The sequence below is a fragment of the Bacteroides congonensis genome (assembly GCF_900130125.1).
In the GTDB taxonomy this organism is placed as follows: domain Bacteria; phylum Bacteroidota; class Bacteroidia; order Bacteroidales; family Bacteroidaceae; genus Bacteroides; species Bacteroides congonensis.
On record NZ_FQXY01000010.1, the window covers coordinates 38,813 to 57,008 of the forward strand.

Consider the following 18,196-nt stretch of genomic DNA (forward strand, 5'->3'; position numbering starts at 1 on the left):
TGTTTTCTTTCTGAAGTATGAATACAATATTAACTCAAAAACCTTACGATTATGAGAAAATTAAGTTTGGCTGACCTTAAGGACAGGATATCCTGGGGCAGCGTTTTCGGTGGTGTAATGACCGTACTGGCAATATCCGTATTGCTATCTATTCTAAATTCAAGTATCGGACTATTCATGCTCGATCCTCTGTCCGAACATCCGGCTTCAGGCATCGGCACTGCTGTCGGCATCGGTTCTGCCGTCATACTGATTGTCAGTATGGCAGCAGGCGGATTTGTTGCAGGAAAACTAGCGGGCATGGATGGAATGATACATGGTTTTCTTGTTTGGGCAACAACCCTTATTGTTGCTGCCATATTGGGAATCTTCCTGGCTGTCGGAGCCGCAAAAATGACCGCCAATGCTTTGGGAGCCGTCTCATCTGTTACCGGTAACGTCTTATCCGGAGCAGGAAGCATTGTCGGAAACGGTGTTTCCGCATTATCTGAGAAAGCAGAAGATTTGTTCGGGAAGATTGATTTCAACGGTACTTTAAAAGAAGAAAACATTCCACAAAACATTCGTACCGCACTAATCAAAAGCAACGTGAAGGAATTGCAGCCGGACTATTTGAACAAACAACTGGAAGAGGTAAAAGATGACTTAAGTAAATCCGTCAAGGAAATCGTCGCCTCTCCTCAGGAAGCGGATGAAGCCATCAACAGTTTTCTGGATCGCTTGAAACAGCGTGCGGAGAATCTAAGTCAAAAGATTGACCGGAACGATTTGTCCAAAGCGATAGCCAACAACACCAATATGTCCAAAGTAGAAGCGGACAAGACAGTGAATCAGTATATGAATCTGATAGATAACGCACGTGCAGAAGCCGGAGAACAGATAGACAAGCTGGAAGCCAATCTGCAAAAGGCGGCACAAGAATGGAAAGAGATCAAACATAAGGCACTTGTGGCTGCCGACAAGGCAACAGATGCTGCTGCACGGTCTGCTTTGGTTTCATTCTTTGCTCTTTTGATCGGAGCCGCATTATGTTGTGCTGCCGGTGCATATGGTGGCAGGAAAACACAGGAAAGGGTGGATATCTGATATTCATTAAACTGAAATAAAGAGGCTTGTCGTCAACTACAAACTCCCCCTTGGTAAACGAAAAATCCCCGTCAGACAATAGATACTCACTGTTGCCTGGCGAGGATTTCAACGTCTTTTCTATCGAATACCGATATCTTATCTTACCACCACTTTTGCCTGCAATCTAATATCATTCGAAGCCGTCCCGACTATTATCTGAAAAGTCCCCGGTTCCACTACCGTTTTCAAATTCCGGTCTATTATCGTAAAATCACTTTCAGACAAAACGAACTTCACTTCCTTAACCTCTCCACACTTTAAATAAAAGCGTTCGAAGTATTTCAACTGTTTCAGCGGCTGCACTACCGAAGCGTATTCATCTCTCAAATAAAGTTGGGAGACTTCTTCGCCATCATATTTCCCTGTATTCCTGACCTTGAATGAAACTTCAAAAGAATGAGGGGATATGGATGATACACGTAAGAAGCTGTTTTGATTTACTTCATGTACTTTAATGCCCATGGGAAGTCCTAAGGTATCCACCACAATATGCTCTTTCCGTCCTTTGATTTTCTTATTGCCGTCCATTCCCCTGTCTGTATCAACATGGTGAGAGGTTTTTAAACTTCTGGAATCGATTATGCCCATACTGGGGCTTTCCTGTTTACCGATTGATTTCCTGACCAGTTCATGAAGAACGACTAACAATTACGCACGAATAACTCTTCTCTATTTCTTTTTATCTAAAAGAAATAAGTATTCGCCCCCCAATTACACCACACAGAAAACGGCATTGGAATAAGAGGGAAAGAGAACCCCTGCGAACATGCCTCTCAGCGCACTTCGCAGGGTTTCCAGAAAAAATGTAGTTTTACTCCTTTCTATTATTCAACAACTACCGGAGTAGCCAATGTATGGATACGGATTCCGTTGGTCGTACCATTGATGCGCCCCGTAGCATCCATAATAGTTCCACCCTGCTGAACGTCCGTACCGTTAAACTTGTAGTACAACGCCAAACCTTCCGAATTGGGGTCTACACCTAACATATTCTGCTTTAATTGGTTTTCCGTACGGGCCACACTCCAGACACGAGTCTCACTCAAGTAACCACGCAACGGACGTGTTCCCCACTGGAAGCCCGGAAGCATACCAATATTGAAACCTACATCAGAGTTGGGGTCGAAACCGGGAATAGCCCAAGCGGATTCTGCCCACTTGGCACCGTTGACATACAAACCGGTTTTTCCCGAAGGCTGGTCGTAGGTCAACGCAACGTGATACCAACGTCCCGTTTTCAGACCTTCCGAAACATTGTAGTGCTGTCTTCCTGCAACCTCCAGATAATCCTTCGGGGTTCCCGGAGCATCACCAATGCGGAGAATCATGACACCTTCTGTTCCCATCACCGTATTGTTATTGGAGATTGAATTGAGATATATCAGCGTCTCATACGTGAACGACGTGAAATAAGTGCCTGCCGGGAATCTTACTGACACATAATTGCCGTTGAATGTACCGACATTCAGAATTTTTATCGGCTTGGAAAGAATGAAGAATGCAATACTCGTGTCGGGAAGCGCCGATACGGAAGTAGAGCGAACCCGCACCGGAAGGATGAACGACTTTCCTTCTTCTACCGCATCCAACCCCGTGAGTTCCATCGTTACTTTATCTGCATACAACTTTCCGCCGGGAATGACCGAAGTTGCACTGCTCAGTTTCACTTGAGATGGGTCGAACATTTCGTAAGACGTCCCGTTCTTCGTATTATACTCGTCCACCACACTCGGCTCGGCTATGGAATATGACACATCAACCTGCGAAGCGGTCATCGCAGAAAGCCTTGAAGCCAAATCGAAAGTCATTGTCTCGTGATCATCTTCTATAGCAAACGTATTTTCTTTGTTTTCAAAATATACCTTAGGTTCCAACAAGTCATTTTCACTGTCGTTGCAAGCAACCGGCAGCAATGCAGTGATGCCTATTACACAAAATTTGAATATATGTCTGTTCATAATTCTTTGCTTTTACTGATTTACAAATGTGACTATTCTTGCGGTTCTTCTTCTTTCTTATTCTGAGCTTCTTTCCACTCATTGAAGACACGCTGGTTTATCTGAATGGCCTGACGCATCCATTTATAGTCGGGCGTATTATCATAGTCGTTATCGAAACGATAAGCGCCAACTCCGCCTTTGTAACTTTGTGACGGCATATGAGCAGCCTGCTGCAACAATTGCCCGCCGCTGGCAGCATACGATTCAAAGTTCTCTGTGGTAATGATTGTCTTGGGGTCGACACCGTAACCTTCAATATTGGGTCTGGCACTTCCATAGCTCTGCGTAATCCAATAATCCACGTATCCGTCCAATTCTCTAGTTAAACTATAAATGCCACCATCTATACAAATCAATTTGTGTCCTTTACCTTCCGGATCGCTCTTCGGTCCAATGTATTTATTCATCTCCTTAACCAAATAAATCAGATGTTTGTTTGAACTCAACGTTCCATCCATATCGAACACACCACTTCCAATTTCCCAATCGACATCATAGCCGTCCCATCCGCCTGTCTCCAGCGAATCGCAAAGAGCCTTGGCAAAACGCGCAAGACATTCGTAATGGTTTTCACTTTCAAACTCTCCTTCAAATCCCCAAAACTTCCAGCGGGCTTCCTTCTTGGCTGCATTCAACTGCGTCTCGGTCCAACCCTCTTCATCTGCCTTTTTCTCGGCTTCGGCATATACCCAAGCAGGCGTTTTTCCTTTACCTATATAAGATAGCAGACTTACTTCAAGCAACTTTGTACCTTTCACTTTCTGTACGAACTCCTTGTCGGCTTTCTGCTCGGGAGTAATCTCATTGGGTCCGGGAGCACCGCTCCACATAGACACAATATCCATACTGTCGGGCATGGAACTCAAATAACCTCTTCGGTAGGTACCAGCAGGAGACCAATTGGAGAACCATCCGAAAGCTACAGGGCGACCATAGTTCCAAGCAGTTGCCTTATAAGCACGAAGATTGGCATAATATTCTTCACTTTCCGCATTGTTCATAGTGGCGTAACCACCGATATGCTCAATTTCTATATTTTCCACATCCGTGCAAGAGAAGGTGGCAACCATGCACGACATCGGAACGATATATAATAATTTTCTTAATGATTTCATGTGTTTCATCTATATAAAAAATAACAATTCATAGTTTATCACTTGCAATCCCACCACAAACGGGTAGAAGACATATCTATATTCTCAGGATTGCCAGCGCGATCTTTTAACAATTCCAAAGCTGCTCTATAGATATCCTCTCCTTCTTTCGTTTGATAAAAGCTTGTAGGATATATCATACGACGGACACCTCCTTCAATAGTTGCACCTTGCGACTGCCCGCGCAACGTCTTGATAGGATTCAACTTCGGATAGCCGGTTCTCCTCCACTCCGTCCAAGCTTCCTGCCCATTTGGAAATAGAGCAATCCATTTCTGAATCATGATTTTTTCCAACTTTTCTTCATTGGAACCTTCGAATTTGACGGTCGTATTGCACGGCGCTGCAGCTGAATAATTGTAATTCCATCCACCGACCTGATGGGCAGTCGGAATCAAACCTGTATTCATATAATCATCTGCTGAAGCAGAGACGCCATTCTCCTGGAACGACATTTCTATCCCCTGCTTATACAGTGCATCGGCAGTGCCAAATTCGCCACCCCATACCAAAGCTGCTTCAGAACGTAGAAAGTATACTTCCGATGCACGCAACCAATAAGTAGGAGTACCACTCTGAATGTTCGGTTTGGAGAACGATTCGTAATCCGAGTTCTGTCCATGCGTATGTCCGGGAGGAACGGCTTGGTATTTGTTTCCATCGTAAGCTTCCACTCCATAATTACACTTGTCGCTCACCGGCAAGAAATAGGCGCTCAGACGAGGATCCTTATATCCCATAAGATAAGAGAACATGGACGAACCCATGCGAGCTTCGTTATAATTTCCGGCAAGCCACTCAATATTATTGCGGAAGGTCATACCTGCTCCCTGGCTCATCTGAGCCGCATCATCTTTAGCAGTCATCACACCGACAGAGTGTTTCACTGCCTGCACAGCGTACTTCTTAGCCAATTGCTCATCGGCAAAACGGACACGCATAGCCAAACGAAGCATCAGAGAATTGGCATATTTCACCCACTTGGTAGCGTTACCTGCATACACTGCATCGTAAGTTCCCATCACATTTACACCATTCTCCGACTTTTCGGTCATAATGGCAATTGCTTCGGTCAAATCATTGAACATGGCTTCATATATATCCTTCTCCGCATCAAACGGTATATTCATGCTGGCATCCGCAGCATGAGAATAAGGCATCGGTCCGAAACTTTCAAGTGTTTTGTGCCAAGCGGATATTTTCAGAATTTGAGCCAATGCGAAAACTTCGGGCGTATTGTTCTTCTCTGCCGCCATCTTCAGTTTCTTCCACGGGTCGAGTACGTTGGTATACGATTGCGTATAGGTCTCTTTCACCCAATTGTCTATTAGGAAATAGGTGGTATTGTTGTTGCCCGAATTCCATCCGCTACTATTGTTTTCGCCAAAAAAGCCGCTCCAGCAGTCACCAGACAGATGATAAGCAATCTGATAGGCATTAATCACGTCAGTATCGTCCGCTTGCGTACCGACAGGAATCACCGTTCGCTGCATGGCTGTCACCAAACCACCTACTTCAAAACCGTCCATCGCGCCCTCTCCTTCGGACATCTCGAAGGGATTGGTATTGATTTCTTCAAAATTGCATGAGGCGAACAGCGACATGACGCATATTCCTGCCAAAAGTTTATATTGATGTATCTTTTTCATGATAAAGGAGGTCATTATAATTTAAATTTAATACCAAAACCGAAGCTACGAACACTCGGTTGCATAAAGTAGTCATTTCCTTGACCGTAGGTGCTGGTGGACGGCGTCAGTTCGGGGTCAAACGGCGCTTTGCAGTAGAGCATCCAAGGGTTGTTGGCGATAAACGACATGGTGACATCCCGCAAAACATTACCAAACCATTTATTGGGCATCGTGTAGCTCAAGGTCAGTTCTTGCAAACGGATGTTGGTAGCACTGTAAACATAGTAACCAGAAGTTTCATAACCGCCAGTACCAATCATCTGATAATAAGCCTTGGCATCCACCAAGCCTTGTCCTTTCAACAAAGCGCCACCAGCTTCGCGGGCTTCCGCCGAGCGCTTAGACACCCCGAAACGGTCGAGCAATGCTTCCGTAGAAGAAGTCACCACGCCGCCGAAGCGTCCGTTTATCTGGAAACCGAGTCCGAAACCTTTGTAGGTCAACAGATTGCTCCATCCCATATTGAAATCAGGAGAAGTCCTGCCCAAGTAGACTGGTTCGCCTCTTTCCATACCGAACGTTCCGTCACTCTTCACTTCGACGTAGCCAAGGTGGTCTTTCTTGAAGAAGGTATTGGCATAGATGTCGTGAATGCTTCCGCCTTCTTTCAAGATGACGCGACCGTTATCTTTCAACACTTCGGGAATATTAATCGGTGCTTCCATTAAATTGGTATGGTAGTTTTCCACCATCTCTTTGATTTCGTTGATGTTGCGCGAGAAAGTCAGCGTAGAAGATATGCCCAATCCGCATTTGAACTGGTCGGAATAACCCAGCGATGCTTCCCATCCACGGTTTTCAACATCGCCTGCCTGCAAGTAGATTTTCTTGTATCCGGTATATCCGGGCAAATTTCCCAAGAACGTTTGGTTGTATGTATTTGAGTGATAATAGGTCACTTCGGCACTCAGTTTGTTCCAAAGTTTCAAGCTTAATCCAAATTCGTATGACTTCGTACGTTCGGCTTTGAAATCAGTGAACGGATAGATACCAGTAGGATTCAATGCACCACCGACAATAGGAGTAGTCACCGTTCCCGGAGTCAATCCCGAACGGGAAACAGGAGCGCCGACTTCTGTATATGAACCACGAACTTTCAGATAAGAAATAAACTCAGGAAGTTTCGCCATCTCGGAAATAATACCCGACAGACCGATAGAAGGATAGAAGAACGATTCTTCATCGGTATTTACCAAACGGGAGTTCCAGTCGTTGCGCCCAGTCAATGTCAAGTAAAGCATGCTTCGCCAACCCAATTCAATATTAGCAAAAATAGCATGGTTGCGCACACGGCTATCACCACCGTCTTCCGAGATACGCCCGTTAACGGGGTCGATATTAGACGCCGCAAATTTGTTGGGCACACCAAGAAGGGTTCCTTTATAGCCTCTTTCAAGCGCCCAATAGTTGGAATAGTTCCAACCTGCATTGGCAGCGATGCTGAAATCATTAATATGCTTGTTGAAATTCAACATGAAATCAGCATATTCTTGGCGGTCTTCATAGTTGCTGTATCCGTAGTGCCCTTTCGTTCCTTCTGCAAACTTTTGGTCGGAAGATGCATAAATCTTGCGTTCGAAACGCACGTGTGTGTCGTCCATTCTGAAACGTGCCGCTGCATTCAGCCAGTCGGTAATCTTATAAGTCAACCCTACGTTGAACATATAACGACTTTTCTCGTTAGTAGCCACATTACGGTAAGCAGTCCAATATGGATTCTGTGAAGCATATACCGGATCTGCCACAGGCCAGTATTGTACCGGAAGTTTACGGCTTTCGTCCATACGTTCGAAGGTTTTGATTTCTTCAAAATTTTCTCCTCGAGGGAACAAGTAAGCAGCCATCACAGGATTCCAATATTGTCCTTGCGACACCATGTTCTTATCTTTTTGCTTCACATACGATGCTCCCAAGTCGAGTTGCAATTTGTCGTTAAAAAAAGTCGCCGTATTGCGGAAAGTTAAGTTCAGACGTTCATATTTATTGTTCGGCACGATACCCTTCGAATTGGTTGAAGAGATGGAAGCAAAAGTCTGATTCGCTTTCGTACCAGTGGTCAATGTGACCGAGTTGATAAAATTGGTTCCGGTGTTAAAGAAATCCTTCTTGGGGTCGTAACTTGTGGGAATAAGCAACTTTTCACCCCAACTTTCGTACATTTCCTTCTTGTTACCATACGTATTCTGAAATTCCGGCGTCATGTATGCTTTGCTAAATTCGGATGAAGAGGAGAACGAGAGTTGCATTTTCCCTTCTTTGCCTTTCTTGGTAGTAATCAGAATCACACCATTGGCAGCATTACTACCGTACAAAGCAGCCGCAGACGGTCCGCTCAATACGGAAAGACTTTCGATATCTTCGGGGTTGAAATCGGCAATACCTTCCGTTCCGGCCTTCCCTTCACCCATTATTCCGCTGTCCGTGTTTCCCATATTTGTATTAAACAAAGGAATACCATCTACTACATATAAGGCATTATTGTTACCTTCAATGGATTTAGCACCACGCATTACCACGCGCGCAGCCCCACCCACACCAGTAGAACTCTTGTTGATAGTCACACCGGCAATCTTACCATTCAGCGAATTAACAAAGTTGGCATCTTTCACCGTAGTAAGGGCATCTCCTTTCACTTGTTGCACATTATAGGACAAAGCTTTTTCTGCACGTTTGATACCCAATGCAGTAACAACCACCTCATCTAGCACCTCCGTATCCTGCTTCATGGTAATCGGATAAAAATCTTTTTTGGAAACAGTTACCATTTGAGTAGCATATCCTATATAAGATACTTTCAAAGTAGAGTTGTCTGAAGCTTTTATTGCAAAGTTTCCATCAAAATCGGTGATTGTACCGGTCGAATTGCCATCCACTGAGATATTAACTCCAATCAGTGGTTCACCGCTCTCATCAACAACTTTTCCTTTGATATCCTTCATAGTTTGTGTTGCAACTGCAGGTTTCTTTTCAGTGATTATAATATAATTACCTTGAATTTGATAGGCGAAACCAGTTCCTTTCAAGATTATATCAAGTGCCGCCGGCACAGCAACATTTTGCAAATTAAGATTTGCTATTTCTTTTCCTTTCAATTCGGAGTCACTGTAGTTAATAGACATTTTCGACTGTTTTTCCACAGTTTTCAAAGCATCAATCACAGTGATGTTCTTCTGCTGAATAGTAATTTTATTACCACTTTGAGCAAAAGCAAGGGTAGATGTTAGTAACAAAAGACTTAAAAAAGTGAGAAAGCCTCGCTTTTGAGCTATTTGTTCTGCTATTTTTTCGTAAATTTGTAGCATCTTTAGTATTAGTTAATTGGTTATTATTCTAGGATCATTCAGAATAGCGTCAATACACGCTAATATTAAGGAGAACTTGATTTCACATCCGGAAGGAACGGGCATTCCTTCCGGATACTTTTTTACATAGTATTTCTAATTTAAATAGGTTTTACAACAGGTTTATTTTTTATTGGTTACATAGCATTTATTTCCTTTGATAACATAGTTTACATCCCCTACCACCTGTGATATAATCCCCATAATTTCTCCCAGACTTGCTTGATTCTGGAAACGGAAACTATAGGTATTCTTCTTCATACTATGAAGACTATAAACAAAGGCGTAAGGGAATTTACGCTCCAAACTTGTGAAAATATCTTCCAGATGCATATTGCTAAAGACCAATTCTCCACGTTGCCATGCTGTCACATCATCTATTTCCGGCAATCGCAGGTTATGTTCTTTTGTATGCTTGTTATATATCAATTGTTCATTAGGCTTTAGAATAACATTAGATATCAGGTTGTTGAATTCTACTTTCACACTACCTTCCAGCAAAGTGGCGACCAATTCATTACTTTCCGGATAAGCATTTACATTAAATTCTGTCCCTAAGGCTGTGACTTGATAATCGTTCGCTTTTACAATAAAAGGATGTTTCTTATCCGGTTTCACTTTAAAATTAGCTTCACCTATCAAATATACACTCCTCGTCTTTCCGCTGAACTGTTCCGGATATAATAAGGTACTTTTTGAATTCAGCATGACATGCGTGCCGTCAGGCAAGGTAAGTTCATGAATCTCTGCCGTTGGAATATAACACTCCACCAAATCTTTTACAGGTCGTTCTTTTTCCAACATCAGATAAACAGAAACAGATGATACAGCCAGTAAAAGAATAGCCGCCGCTCTCCATACAAATAGCTGATAATTCTTATGAGAAACAGGCTTTACTCCTATATTCTGTTGCATTTGGCGTATTGATTGTTGCATTCCATTGGGAACTCCCCGTTCCCCTGCCTGTTTCCAAAGCATACGGAGTGCTCCATTTTTTTCGTCAACATGCTCTTCGTCAGCCAGCCATCGTTGAACTTTCGTTCGCGTACCGGCCGAATAATCATTGTTTCCGAATAATTCTACGAGTTGTTGAATATAGTTTTTCATAAACCTTTTTCTTTCTTTTTTGGGCTTTATATACTAAATACAACTACTCCGCACAGACTACTTAAAAATATTTGAGAAAAAAATAAATAAGACAAGTATCTTCTTTAATTCTATTAATGCCAGATAAACCTGATGCTCTATTGTACGGATCGAGACATCGAGTTTATCAGCAATTTCCTTATGGCTTAGCCCCTTGAAACGGCTAAGTTTAAATATCAACCTTCGTCGCTTCGGCATTTTCTCCAGAGTTAGCTGAACAATCATCAGCATTTCCTTATAATATACGTTATTCAAAATCTCCTCTTTCTCAGTCAACTCATAAAGAAAAGTCCTTTCGACAACTTCATCCTGATATTCCTGCTCTATTTGTTGATGTTTGAAGATATTCAAAACAATATTCCTGGTCAGTATAAAAAGATAGTTATCCAAGTCCTTGTCAGTATCCAACCATATTTCAGGCTGCAACCAAAGTTTACAGAAAACATCTTGAGCCACATCTTCCGCCTCTGCTTCTGATTTAAGAAGCATCTGAGCAAAGTTTTTCACTTTAGGAAAGTTAGCTGTAAAAAACTTCTGAAATTTTAATTCGATCTGCCTATCGTCATTTTCCATCTCTCTAGTATTTCCAGTGTTAACAATAAAATCAATTATCCCAATATAAAGGGGCAAAGAGTATTAGTATAATATCAGGTCATAATCTAAAAGCAAAATAAAAGATTAATAACACAATAAAAAAATAATAGAACTTTATTTTGATATGTTTTCCCAAGCACACCTAATATTGCACCTTATTATGAAAACAAATCAAACGTACATAGTACACCCATTAAAAAAAAAAGGCTCTATGAATCAATGATTCATAAAGCCTCTAAAGAATACTCGTACTCGAAGCGGGACTTGAACCCGCACAGCCGCAATGGCCAAAGGATTTTAAGTCCTTCGTGTCTACCATTCCACCATTCGAGCATCCTTTCAAAGAAAGAGCGGAAAACGAGACTCGAACTCGCGACCCTAACCTTGGCAAGGTTATGCTCTACCAACTGAGCTATTTCCGCATTTTTTCAACGGGTGCAAAGATAAGTAGTTTACTTGTTTCTGCCAAATCTTTTCGAAGGAAAGTTTTAAAAACTATCCTTCGAAAGTTTATTTTATCTTCCAAGCAACGTTTTTTCCGCCTTCTCCATTCCACAGAAGTTAAATCCATCAACGACTTGTTGCATCAGAGCGGAAATCTCCGCATTGCAAAGGTTGCCGATGCTTCCTTCATGGGTGTGATGAACTTCTTTATCATGCGAGAACTTACCTGCTTCAATATCCAGACCTACCTTTTTATATGCATCACGGAAAGGCATGCCTTCACGCGCCAGACGATTCACCTCTTCCACACTAAAAATAAGCAGATATTTATCATCATCGAGAATATGCTCATTTACTTTGATCTCATTCATGATGTAGGTTGTCATCTGCAAGCAGTCTTTCAGTTCTTGAAAAGCCGGCAGGAAAACTTCTTTGATAATCTGCAAATCACGGAAATAACCGGAAGGCAGATTATTGGCAATCATCATAATTTGTTGAGGAAGTGATTGCAGTTTGTTGCACTTGGCACGTGTGAGTTCAAATACATCCGGATTCTTCTTATGAGGCATAATACTGGATCCCGTAGTACAATCGTCCGGTAACTTCACAAAACCAAAGTTCTGACTATTGAACATACAGGCATCGAAAGCAAGTTTGGAAATTGTGCCGGCAATCGTAGCCAATGCAAAGGCAACATTGCGTTCCAGTTTTCCGCGTCCCATTTGCGCATACACTACATTGTAGTTCATAGAATCGAAGCCGAGTAACTCTGTCGTCATCGTACGGTTCAACGGGAATGATGAACCATAGCCGGCAGCAGATCCCAACGGGTTGCGGTTGCACATTTTGAATGCAGCCTGCAAAAACAGCATATCATCTACCAAACTTTCGGCGTAGGCACCAAACCATAATCCGAAAGAAGAGGGCATGGCAATCTGCAAATGGGTATACCCCGGCATCAATACATTTTTATATCGCTCACTCTGACGAGCCAACACATGGAAGAGCTGTTCAACTGCTTCGGCTATTTCTTTAATTTGTGTACGAGTAAAAAGTTTCAAGTCCAGTAACACCTGATCATTCCGCGAACGGCCGCTATGTATTTTCTTTCCTATATCTCCCAAACGACGGGTTAACATCAATTCCACTTGAGAATGTACATCTTCCACTCCGTCTTCTATCACAAATTCACCCTTTTCAGCCGAAGCATAAATATTCTTCAATTCAGCCAGCAACTGTTCCAGTTCTTCCTTTGTCAACAAGCCAATGCTTTCGAGCATCGTAATGTGAGCCATAGAACCAAGCACATCGTGCTTAGCCAGATAAAGATCCATCTCGCGGTCACGACCAACCGTGAAACGTTCGATATCTTTATTCACCTGTACGGATTTCTCCCAAAGTTTCTGTGCCATAAGCTTCCTTAATAATGCAAGGTTTAATAATTAATAACCGCCAACATTTCAACCATCTTTTCCAGACCTTCCTGAAGCGGCTTCTGCACCATCGCTTTCATGAACGGATTAATATCCATTCCAATAGTTACCTTCACTTTACATTCTTCTTCTCCCGTTGCGACCAACTGAATCCACATATTAAAAGGAATCGGAGAGTTAGTTGTTGCCAACTTTATACATTTAGATGGTTCACGTTCAACAATTTGCAGTGTCAGTTGCCCAATAGGTGAAACACTAAAGCTCAATGTATCCGAATCAAAACTCAAATCCTGCACCTTATCCTGCGGCAGACGATCTTTGATTGCTTCCAGATTACTCAAATCTGAAAGTTTACTATATACGCGTTCCTGGCTATAAGGTATTACCTTAACACTGCTTTCAAAATTACTCATAATTTTCTTTTAGTATAAAACAAAAAAAGAACAACCCGGCCAATTCATGTCCGAATAGTTCTTTTTACAAATATGTCTGATTAAAACAAAGTCCTTATTTTCCAGCATCCCAATGAGCGGGGTCTTTACGCCATTCGTTCAATGTCTGTATGTCTTCTTCTTCGATATAACCAGTGCGAAGAGCCACGTCAAGCACAGCTTCATAATTAGTCAATGTCACCAAAGTTACTTTGGCACTCTTGAATGCCTCTTCAGCAACCGGGAATCCGTAAGTATAAGCCGCAACCATACCAATCACTTCGCAACCATCACGACGAATTGCCTCCACAGCCTTCAAACTACTACCACCGGTAGAAATCAAATCTTCTACAACAACAACTTTCATACCCGGACGAAGCTCACCTTCAATCAGGTTTTCCAATCCATGGTCTTTCGGGGTAGAACGAACATACACGAACGGTAAATTCAATGCATCAGCTACCAAAGCTCCCTGCGGGATAGCACCAGTCGCCACACCTGCAATCGCATCCACCTGTCCGAATCGTTCCAATATCAGACGTGTAATTTCAATCTTCACAAAATTACGAAGAGAAGGATAGGACAGAGTTTTACGGTTATCACAGTAAAAGGGGGATTTCCATCCAGAAGCCCATGTGAAAGGGTTAGCGGGTTGAAGCTTAATAGCCTTAATCTTCAACAGTTTCTCCGCAAATAGTCTCTCTAAGTTTTTCATAACTAAACTAACTATTAATTATTTGCCGCAAAAGTACAGAATTTGAACGAGAATAAAAAGAAGAATCCGTTTATTTTTTCAGTCAATCTGTTCCTCTTCATCGGGAATGTCAATACAACGCTTGATATCTTTCAGTTCAAATCCACGGCTCATGGCAAACCGCATCAGTTTTCCGTTCAATTCATACTCATCCTGTGCATGAATACTTTTCCGCTTGGAAGCCAGGAGATCACGCAGAATGGAAAGATATTCGTCATCATCAATCTCATTCAGATAACGCCATGCTATATCAGAAGGAATCCGCTTCATATAAAGTCCCTGGGCTATTTTCATCTTCCCCCACTTGGAAAAACGGAACTTATCTTTCACGAAAGCCCTGCAGAAACGTTCATCATCAATAAACTTCTCCGCTTCCAGTCGGTCAAGAATACGCGCAATGGTATCATAGGCAATTCCCCAACGTTGTAACTTCTCATTTATTTCTGCCCGGCAATGCTCGGCAGTGGAGCAATAAGAGGCTACTCGATTCAAAGCCTCTTCATCTGTTAATTGTGCACTCATCGGTTAGCTGTAACTATTCTTTCTTTTCCAAATATGTCTCTTATAACACGAACATCATGATATTGGTTCATTTCAAGTATGTGTGCTGTTTCCCGGCCATAAGCCTGGTTTATTTCAAAATAAAGTTTGCCATCCGGCAAAAGTAATTCACGTCCTAAATCAGCGATTCTGCGATAAAACCGCAACGGGTCATCATCAGGAACAAACAAAGCGAGCTCCGGTTCCCAATCAAGCACGTTGGCATCCATATCCTTCTTTTCCGCTTCGGTCACATAAGGCGGGTTACTGACTATTACATCAAAAGAAGGCGCTTTCTTCCAATCATCTGATAAAACATCTCTTTGCAGAAACGTGACATCTGCCGCTAATTCCTTATTATTCTCACGGGCAATTGCCAACGCATCTTCCGAAATGTCCCAAGCTTCCACTTCCGCTTCCGGCAGTTTCTTATCCAAAGAAATTGCAATGCATCCGCTTCCCGTACCTATATCTAATAAACGGCGGGCACTCGCATTCTCCCGAGCCACTAGTTCTACCAGTTCCACCGTCTCGGGACGTGGAATCAACACACCGGGAGCCACTTTGAATCTTCTTCCATCAAACTCCGCAAAGCCACGAATGTACTGTATCGGCTCATTTTTCTGTAAACGGAATATAATGTTTTCTAATTCACGCTCTTTGCATTCGGATAAAATCATATCTTTGCCGAGGTAAATATCAAGCGCATCCAAACATAACATGTCGCAACAGATCAACATTGTAAGAGCTTTGACCTCTTCCGGCGGATAAATATCCTGCAAGGACTGGCGGATGTAATTAGTGATACGATTCATATATTTACAATTTCGGAGTGCAAAAGTAAGAATAATATAGCGAAGAGCACCAAAATGGAAGAAGAAAAATACATGAGACGCTGCATTGAGCTCGCCGCGAACGGGTTATGCAATGTTGCTCCCAATCCGATGGTAGGGGCTGTTATCGTATGCGACGGGCGTATTATCGGCGAAGGCTACCACATTCGTTGCGGAGAGGCACATGCCGAAGTCAATGCCATCCGTTCCGTCAAAGATGAATCTTTATTGCAACGCTCCACGATCTATGTAAGTCTGGAGCCTTGCTCACATTATGGAAAAACTCCACCTTGCGCCGATTTGATTATTGAGAAACAGATTCCGCGGATTGTCATTGGCTGCCAAGACCCTTTTTCAAAGGTAGCCGGACGAGGTATCCAGAAGCTACGGGATGCCGGACGAGAAGTGATAGTTGGCGTATTGGAAAAAGAATGCCGGCATTTGATTCGTCGCTTTATTACTTTCAACACACTTCATCGTCCTTTCATTACATTGAAATGGGCAGAATCGGCTGACCACTTCATTGATATAGAACGTACTAACGGAAAGCCGATGATACTTTCCTCTCCTCTCTCGTCTATGTTAGTACATAAGAAAAGGGCAGAAGCCGATGCCATCATGGTAGGCCGACGGACAGCCTTACTGGATAACCCGTCGCTAACAGTACGCAATTGGTATGGACATAATCCGATACGTATCGTTTTAGACCGTAGCTTATCCCTTCCAAACGATTTACAAATATTCGACGGAGATATTCCGACATTAATCTTTACAGAGAAGGAACGTTCTGAAGAAAGAAACATCACCTACATCACGATTGATTTCAGCCATAACCCACTGATACAGATTATGGAAGAGCTATATCAGCGTAAGATACAATCATTGTTGGTCGAAGGCGGAAGTCAGTTGCTGCAATCTTTCATTGATAACGGCTTATGGGATGAAGCATTTATCGAGAAGTGCCCCTGCAGGCTATATTCCGGTGTTAAAGCACCTGAAATAAGCGATAAATTTAGTTACTCGACAGAAGAACACTTCGAAAGACAGATTTGGCATTACATTCATCAAACGTAGCTAAAATAGTCCTGCTCAGGGAGTTTTACGTCGATAAAATCAGTATTATTATCTATAATTTTATATAAAACTTGCCGGTATTGTTCTTTATCGGAAAAAATGTTTCTATTTTTGCAACTTGTAAATAAACACAATCTTTCAAATGAGAATAAAGTTTTTATCATTCATTGCGAGTTTTTTCATGGTGTCATTTGTTATAACGTCATGTCTTGATGACGATAATAACATCGAATATAGCCCGGATGCGACTATACATGCATTTGCACTTGACACAATTGGATATGGAATAACTTATAAATTCACTATTGACCAACAAAAAGGTGAAATCTATAACGAGGATTCTCTTCCCGTTCATGCTGATACTATTATTGATAAGATTCTAATCAAGACATTGACTACAGCTTCCGGAGTCATCACAATGAAGAATAAAGCCAATGAAGATTCAATTATCAACATTAGCGACTCCATAGACCTTAGGAATCCGATTAAAATTAAAGTATGGTCTACAGAAGGTCTTGCTGAAATGAACGATAGCAAAACCAAAGAATACACTATTACTGTACGAGTACATAAACATGATCCGGACTCGTTGAGATGGAAATATTGGGGAAACATTAATGATGCAGAACTTGATAATCAAGTAAAAGAACTGAAATCTGTTATTTTAGCTGATGAAATCCTGACTTATTCTATTGTGGGTGGTAAACTTAAGGTATATCGTGCACAAAAAGACAATCCTAAATCTTGGTCTTCAAGTGAAGTGGACGGTGATGTATTTAATAATACGCTTCCAACTTCAATATTATCATATGATAAAAAGCTATACGCAACATCAACGATAGAGAATGGAAAAGTTTATGAGTCTACTGATGGAACAACATGGACAGAATCTAATTTATTCAATAATGAATACGTAAATCTGCTACTTGCTCCCTTAAGTCATAAAATAACATATATCAAGACTGTTGATAGCAAAAAAGTCTTTGATTCAACAGAAAAGATCGAGTCACGGGCAGAAAAAGAACTTCAAGCAGTACCCGACGATTTTCCGATTGGCAATATTTCTTATACGACTTATGCAACATCGACCAAAGTTGATGCAATAATGCTTATTGGCGAATACAAAGAACAACCGACTGTTGGAGAGACTAAAACTATTGTTCCTTGGGGTTATATGGGAGATATATGGACTCCCCTGCCACCAAACAATGTAGACACAAGTTGTCCTGCATTGACAAGTCCCTCTATCATGTATTATAATGACCAATTCTATATCTTCGGAGAAGACTTCGAATCATTTTATGTTTCCAAGGCAGGTATCGCATGGAAAAAAGCAAATAAGAAATTCGATTTCCCCTATCAGGATTGGAGTGAATCCGATTTTAAGCCAAGTACCGAAAAGCCTGAATTTAGAGGAAGAAAAACTTATTCCTCTGTAATTGATACTGAAAATAATAATATCTTTATCCTTTTCAGTAAGGGCGAGGCTAGCTTTGAAGAAGAAGTTGAAGACGAAGAAGACACTACGAGAGCTACCAAGACACACAGTTACCCTTATGGCTCTGAAGTGTGGAGTGGTCGTCTGAATCAGCTATGGTTTGACTTGGATCCAGAACATGCCGGTCAATAATAA

Annotated in this window: 15 protein-coding genes and 2 tRNA genes; 3 read left to right on the top strand and 14 right to left on the bottom strand. The window is 42.0% G+C overall.

What is annotated here, in order from left to right; translation table 11 throughout:
- Positions 1 to 51: 51 nt before the first annotated feature.
- A complete protein-coding gene (locus BQ7997_RS11780) occupies positions 52 to 1,086 on the top strand; it encodes a hypothetical protein (protein ID WP_073346639.1) in 1,035 nt (344 codons plus the stop codon).
- A 138-nt stretch (positions 1,087 to 1,224) separates the two neighbouring features.
- On the opposite strand, the gene BQ7997_RS11785 is transcribed toward BQ7997_RS11780, so the two are convergent.
- From BQ7997_RS11785 to prmC, 14 genes are all read right to left on the bottom strand, one after another.
- Positions 1,225 to 1,716, bottom strand: a complete 492-nt coding sequence (locus BQ7997_RS11785; RefSeq protein ID WP_410518161.1) for a fibronectin type III-like domain-contianing protein — start codon at positions 1,714 to 1,716, stop codon at positions 1,225 to 1,227.
- A 236-nt stretch (positions 1,717 to 1,952) separates the two neighbouring features.
- The gene (locus tag BQ7997_RS11790) at positions 1,953 to 3,086 is read right to left on the bottom strand and encodes a DUF1735 and LamG domain-containing protein (RefSeq protein WP_073346641.1); all 1,134 of its coding nucleotides are present in this window, start codon (positions 3,084 to 3,086) and stop codon (positions 1,953 to 1,955) included.
- Positions 3,087 to 3,118: 32 nt separating this feature from the next.
- Entirely contained in the window at positions 3,119 to 4,243 is a 1,125-nt protein-coding gene (locus BQ7997_RS11795; protein WP_073346644.1) for a glycoside hydrolase family 18, read from the bottom strand.
- Between the two features lie 38 nt (positions 4,244 to 4,281).
- Complete coding sequence (locus tag BQ7997_RS11800; protein WP_073347376.1) at positions 4,282 to 5,931, bottom strand: SusD/RagB family nutrient-binding outer membrane lipoprotein; 1,650 nt, start codon at positions 5,929 to 5,931, stop codon at positions 4,282 to 4,284.
- A gap of 14 nt (positions 5,932 to 5,945) precedes the next feature.
- Positions 5,946 to 9,275, bottom strand: a complete 3,330-nt coding sequence (locus tag BQ7997_RS11805) for a TonB-dependent receptor (RefSeq protein ID WP_073346646.1) — start codon at positions 9,273 to 9,275, stop codon at positions 5,946 to 5,948.
- A gap of 162 nt (positions 9,276 to 9,437) precedes the next feature.
- Positions 9,438 to 10,421: a FecR family protein gene (locus tag BQ7997_RS11810; protein WP_073346648.1), complete on the bottom strand. Its 984-nt coding sequence runs from the start codon at positions 10,419 to 10,421 to the stop codon at positions 9,438 to 9,440.
- Between the two features lie 57 nt (positions 10,422 to 10,478).
- Positions 10,479 to 11,033, bottom strand: a complete 555-nt coding sequence (locus BQ7997_RS11815) for an RNA polymerase sigma-70 factor (RefSeq protein WP_073346650.1) — start codon at positions 11,031 to 11,033, stop codon at positions 10,479 to 10,481.
- A gap of 270 nt (positions 11,034 to 11,303) precedes the next feature.
- A tRNA-Leu gene (locus tag BQ7997_RS11820) sits at positions 11,304 to 11,387 on the bottom strand.
- 16 nt (positions 11,388 to 11,403) lie between these two features.
- Positions 11,404 to 11,476, bottom strand: a tRNA-Gly gene (locus tag BQ7997_RS11825).
- A 93-nt stretch (positions 11,477 to 11,569) separates the two neighbouring features.
- Positions 11,570 to 12,910: an argininosuccinate lyase gene (gene argH / locus BQ7997_RS11830; RefSeq protein ID WP_022137603.1), complete on the bottom strand. Its 1,341-nt coding sequence runs from the start codon at positions 12,908 to 12,910 to the stop codon at positions 11,570 to 11,572.
- A gap of 23 nt (positions 12,911 to 12,933) precedes the next feature.
- The gene (locus BQ7997_RS11835) at positions 12,934 to 13,344 is read right to left on the bottom strand and encodes an SRPBCC family protein (protein ID WP_022137604.1); all 411 of its coding nucleotides are present in this window, start codon (positions 13,342 to 13,344) and stop codon (positions 12,934 to 12,936) included.
- Between the two features lie 94 nt (positions 13,345 to 13,438).
- A complete protein-coding gene (gene pyrE / locus BQ7997_RS11840; RefSeq protein ID WP_044655089.1) occupies positions 13,439 to 14,077 on the bottom strand; it encodes an orotate phosphoribosyltransferase in 639 nt (212 codons plus the stop codon).
- Positions 14,078 to 14,155: 78 nt separating this feature from the next.
- Entirely contained in the window at positions 14,156 to 14,638 is a 483-nt protein-coding gene (locus BQ7997_RS11845) for a regulatory protein RecX (protein WP_073346652.1), read from the bottom strand.
- A complete protein-coding gene (prmC, locus tag BQ7997_RS11850) occupies positions 14,635 to 15,471 on the bottom strand; it encodes a peptide chain release factor N(5)-glutamine methyltransferase (RefSeq protein ID WP_022137607.1) in 837 nt (278 codons plus the stop codon). Before prmC ends, BQ7997_RS11845 begins: the two co-directional genes overlap by 4 nt.
- A 54-nt stretch (positions 15,472 to 15,525) precedes the next feature.
- On the opposite strand from prmC, the gene ribD reads away from it, so the two are divergent.
- Positions 15,526 to 16,563 (top strand): bifunctional diaminohydroxyphosphoribosylaminopyrimidine deaminase/5-amino-6-(5-phosphoribosylamino)uracil reductase RibD, encoded by a 1,038-nt coding sequence (gene ribD / locus BQ7997_RS11855; protein WP_073346654.1) that lies wholly within the window; start codon positions 15,526 to 15,528, stop codon positions 16,561 to 16,563.
- A 142-nt stretch (positions 16,564 to 16,705) separates the two neighbouring features.
- Positions 16,706 to 18,193: a BamI family beta-barrel-assembly machinery protein gene (locus BQ7997_RS11860; RefSeq protein WP_073346656.1), complete on the top strand. Its 1,488-nt coding sequence runs from the start codon at positions 16,706 to 16,708 to the stop codon at positions 18,191 to 18,193.
- Positions 18,194 to 18,196: the final 3 nt, after the last annotated feature.

What these genes read in the sequence shown, in the direction of transcription:
- BQ7997_RS11780 (WP_073346639.1), top strand. Translation starts at nt 52, where the DNA reads ATGAGAAAATTAAGTTTGGCTGACCTTAAGGACAGGATATCCTGGGGC.
- BQ7997_RS11785 (WP_410518161.1), bottom strand. Translation starts at nt 1,716, where the DNA reads ATGGGCATAATCGATTCCAGAAGTTTAAAAACCTCTCACCATGTTGAT.
- BQ7997_RS11790 (WP_073346641.1), bottom strand. Translation starts at nt 3,086, where the DNA reads ATGAACAGACATATATTCAAATTTTGTGTAATAGGCATCACTGCATTG.
- BQ7997_RS11795 (WP_073346644.1), bottom strand. Translation starts at nt 4,243, where the DNA reads ATGAAATCATTAAGAAAATTATTATATATCGTTCCGATGTCGTGCATG.
- BQ7997_RS11800 (WP_073347376.1), bottom strand. Translation starts at nt 5,931, where the DNA reads ATGAAAAAGATACATCAATATAAACTTTTGGCAGGAATATGCGTCATG.
- BQ7997_RS11805 (WP_073346646.1), bottom strand. Translation starts at nt 9,275, where the DNA reads ATGCTACAAATTTACGAAAAAATAGCAGAACAAATAGCTCAAAAGCGA.
- BQ7997_RS11810 (WP_073346648.1), bottom strand. Translation starts at nt 10,421, where the DNA reads ATGAAAAACTATATTCAACAACTCGTAGAATTATTCGGAAACAATGAT.
- BQ7997_RS11815 (WP_073346650.1), bottom strand. Translation starts at nt 11,033, where the DNA reads ATGGAAAATGACGATAGGCAGATCGAATTAAAATTTCAGAAGTTTTTT.
- argH (WP_022137603.1), bottom strand. Translation starts at nt 12,910, where the DNA reads ATGGCACAGAAACTTTGGGAGAAATCCGTACAGGTGAATAAAGATATC.
- BQ7997_RS11835 (WP_022137604.1), bottom strand. Translation starts at nt 13,344, where the DNA reads ATGAGTAATTTTGAAAGCAGTGTTAAGGTAATACCTTATAGCCAGGAA.
- pyrE (WP_044655089.1), bottom strand. Translation starts at nt 14,077, where the DNA reads ATGAAAAACTTAGAGAGACTATTTGCGGAGAAACTGTTGAAGATTAAG.
- BQ7997_RS11845 (WP_073346652.1), bottom strand. Translation starts at nt 14,638, where the DNA reads ATGAGTGCACAATTAACAGATGAAGAGGCTTTGAATCGAGTAGCCTCT.
- prmC (WP_022137607.1), bottom strand. Translation starts at nt 15,471, where the DNA reads ATGAATCGTATCACTAATTACATCCGCCAGTCCTTGCAGGATATTTAT.
- ribD (WP_073346654.1), top strand. Translation starts at nt 15,526, where the DNA reads ATGGAAGAAGAAAAATACATGAGACGCTGCATTGAGCTCGCCGCGAAC.
- BQ7997_RS11860 (WP_073346656.1), top strand. Translation starts at nt 16,706, where the DNA reads ATGAGAATAAAGTTTTTATCATTCATTGCGAGTTTTTTCATGGTGTCA.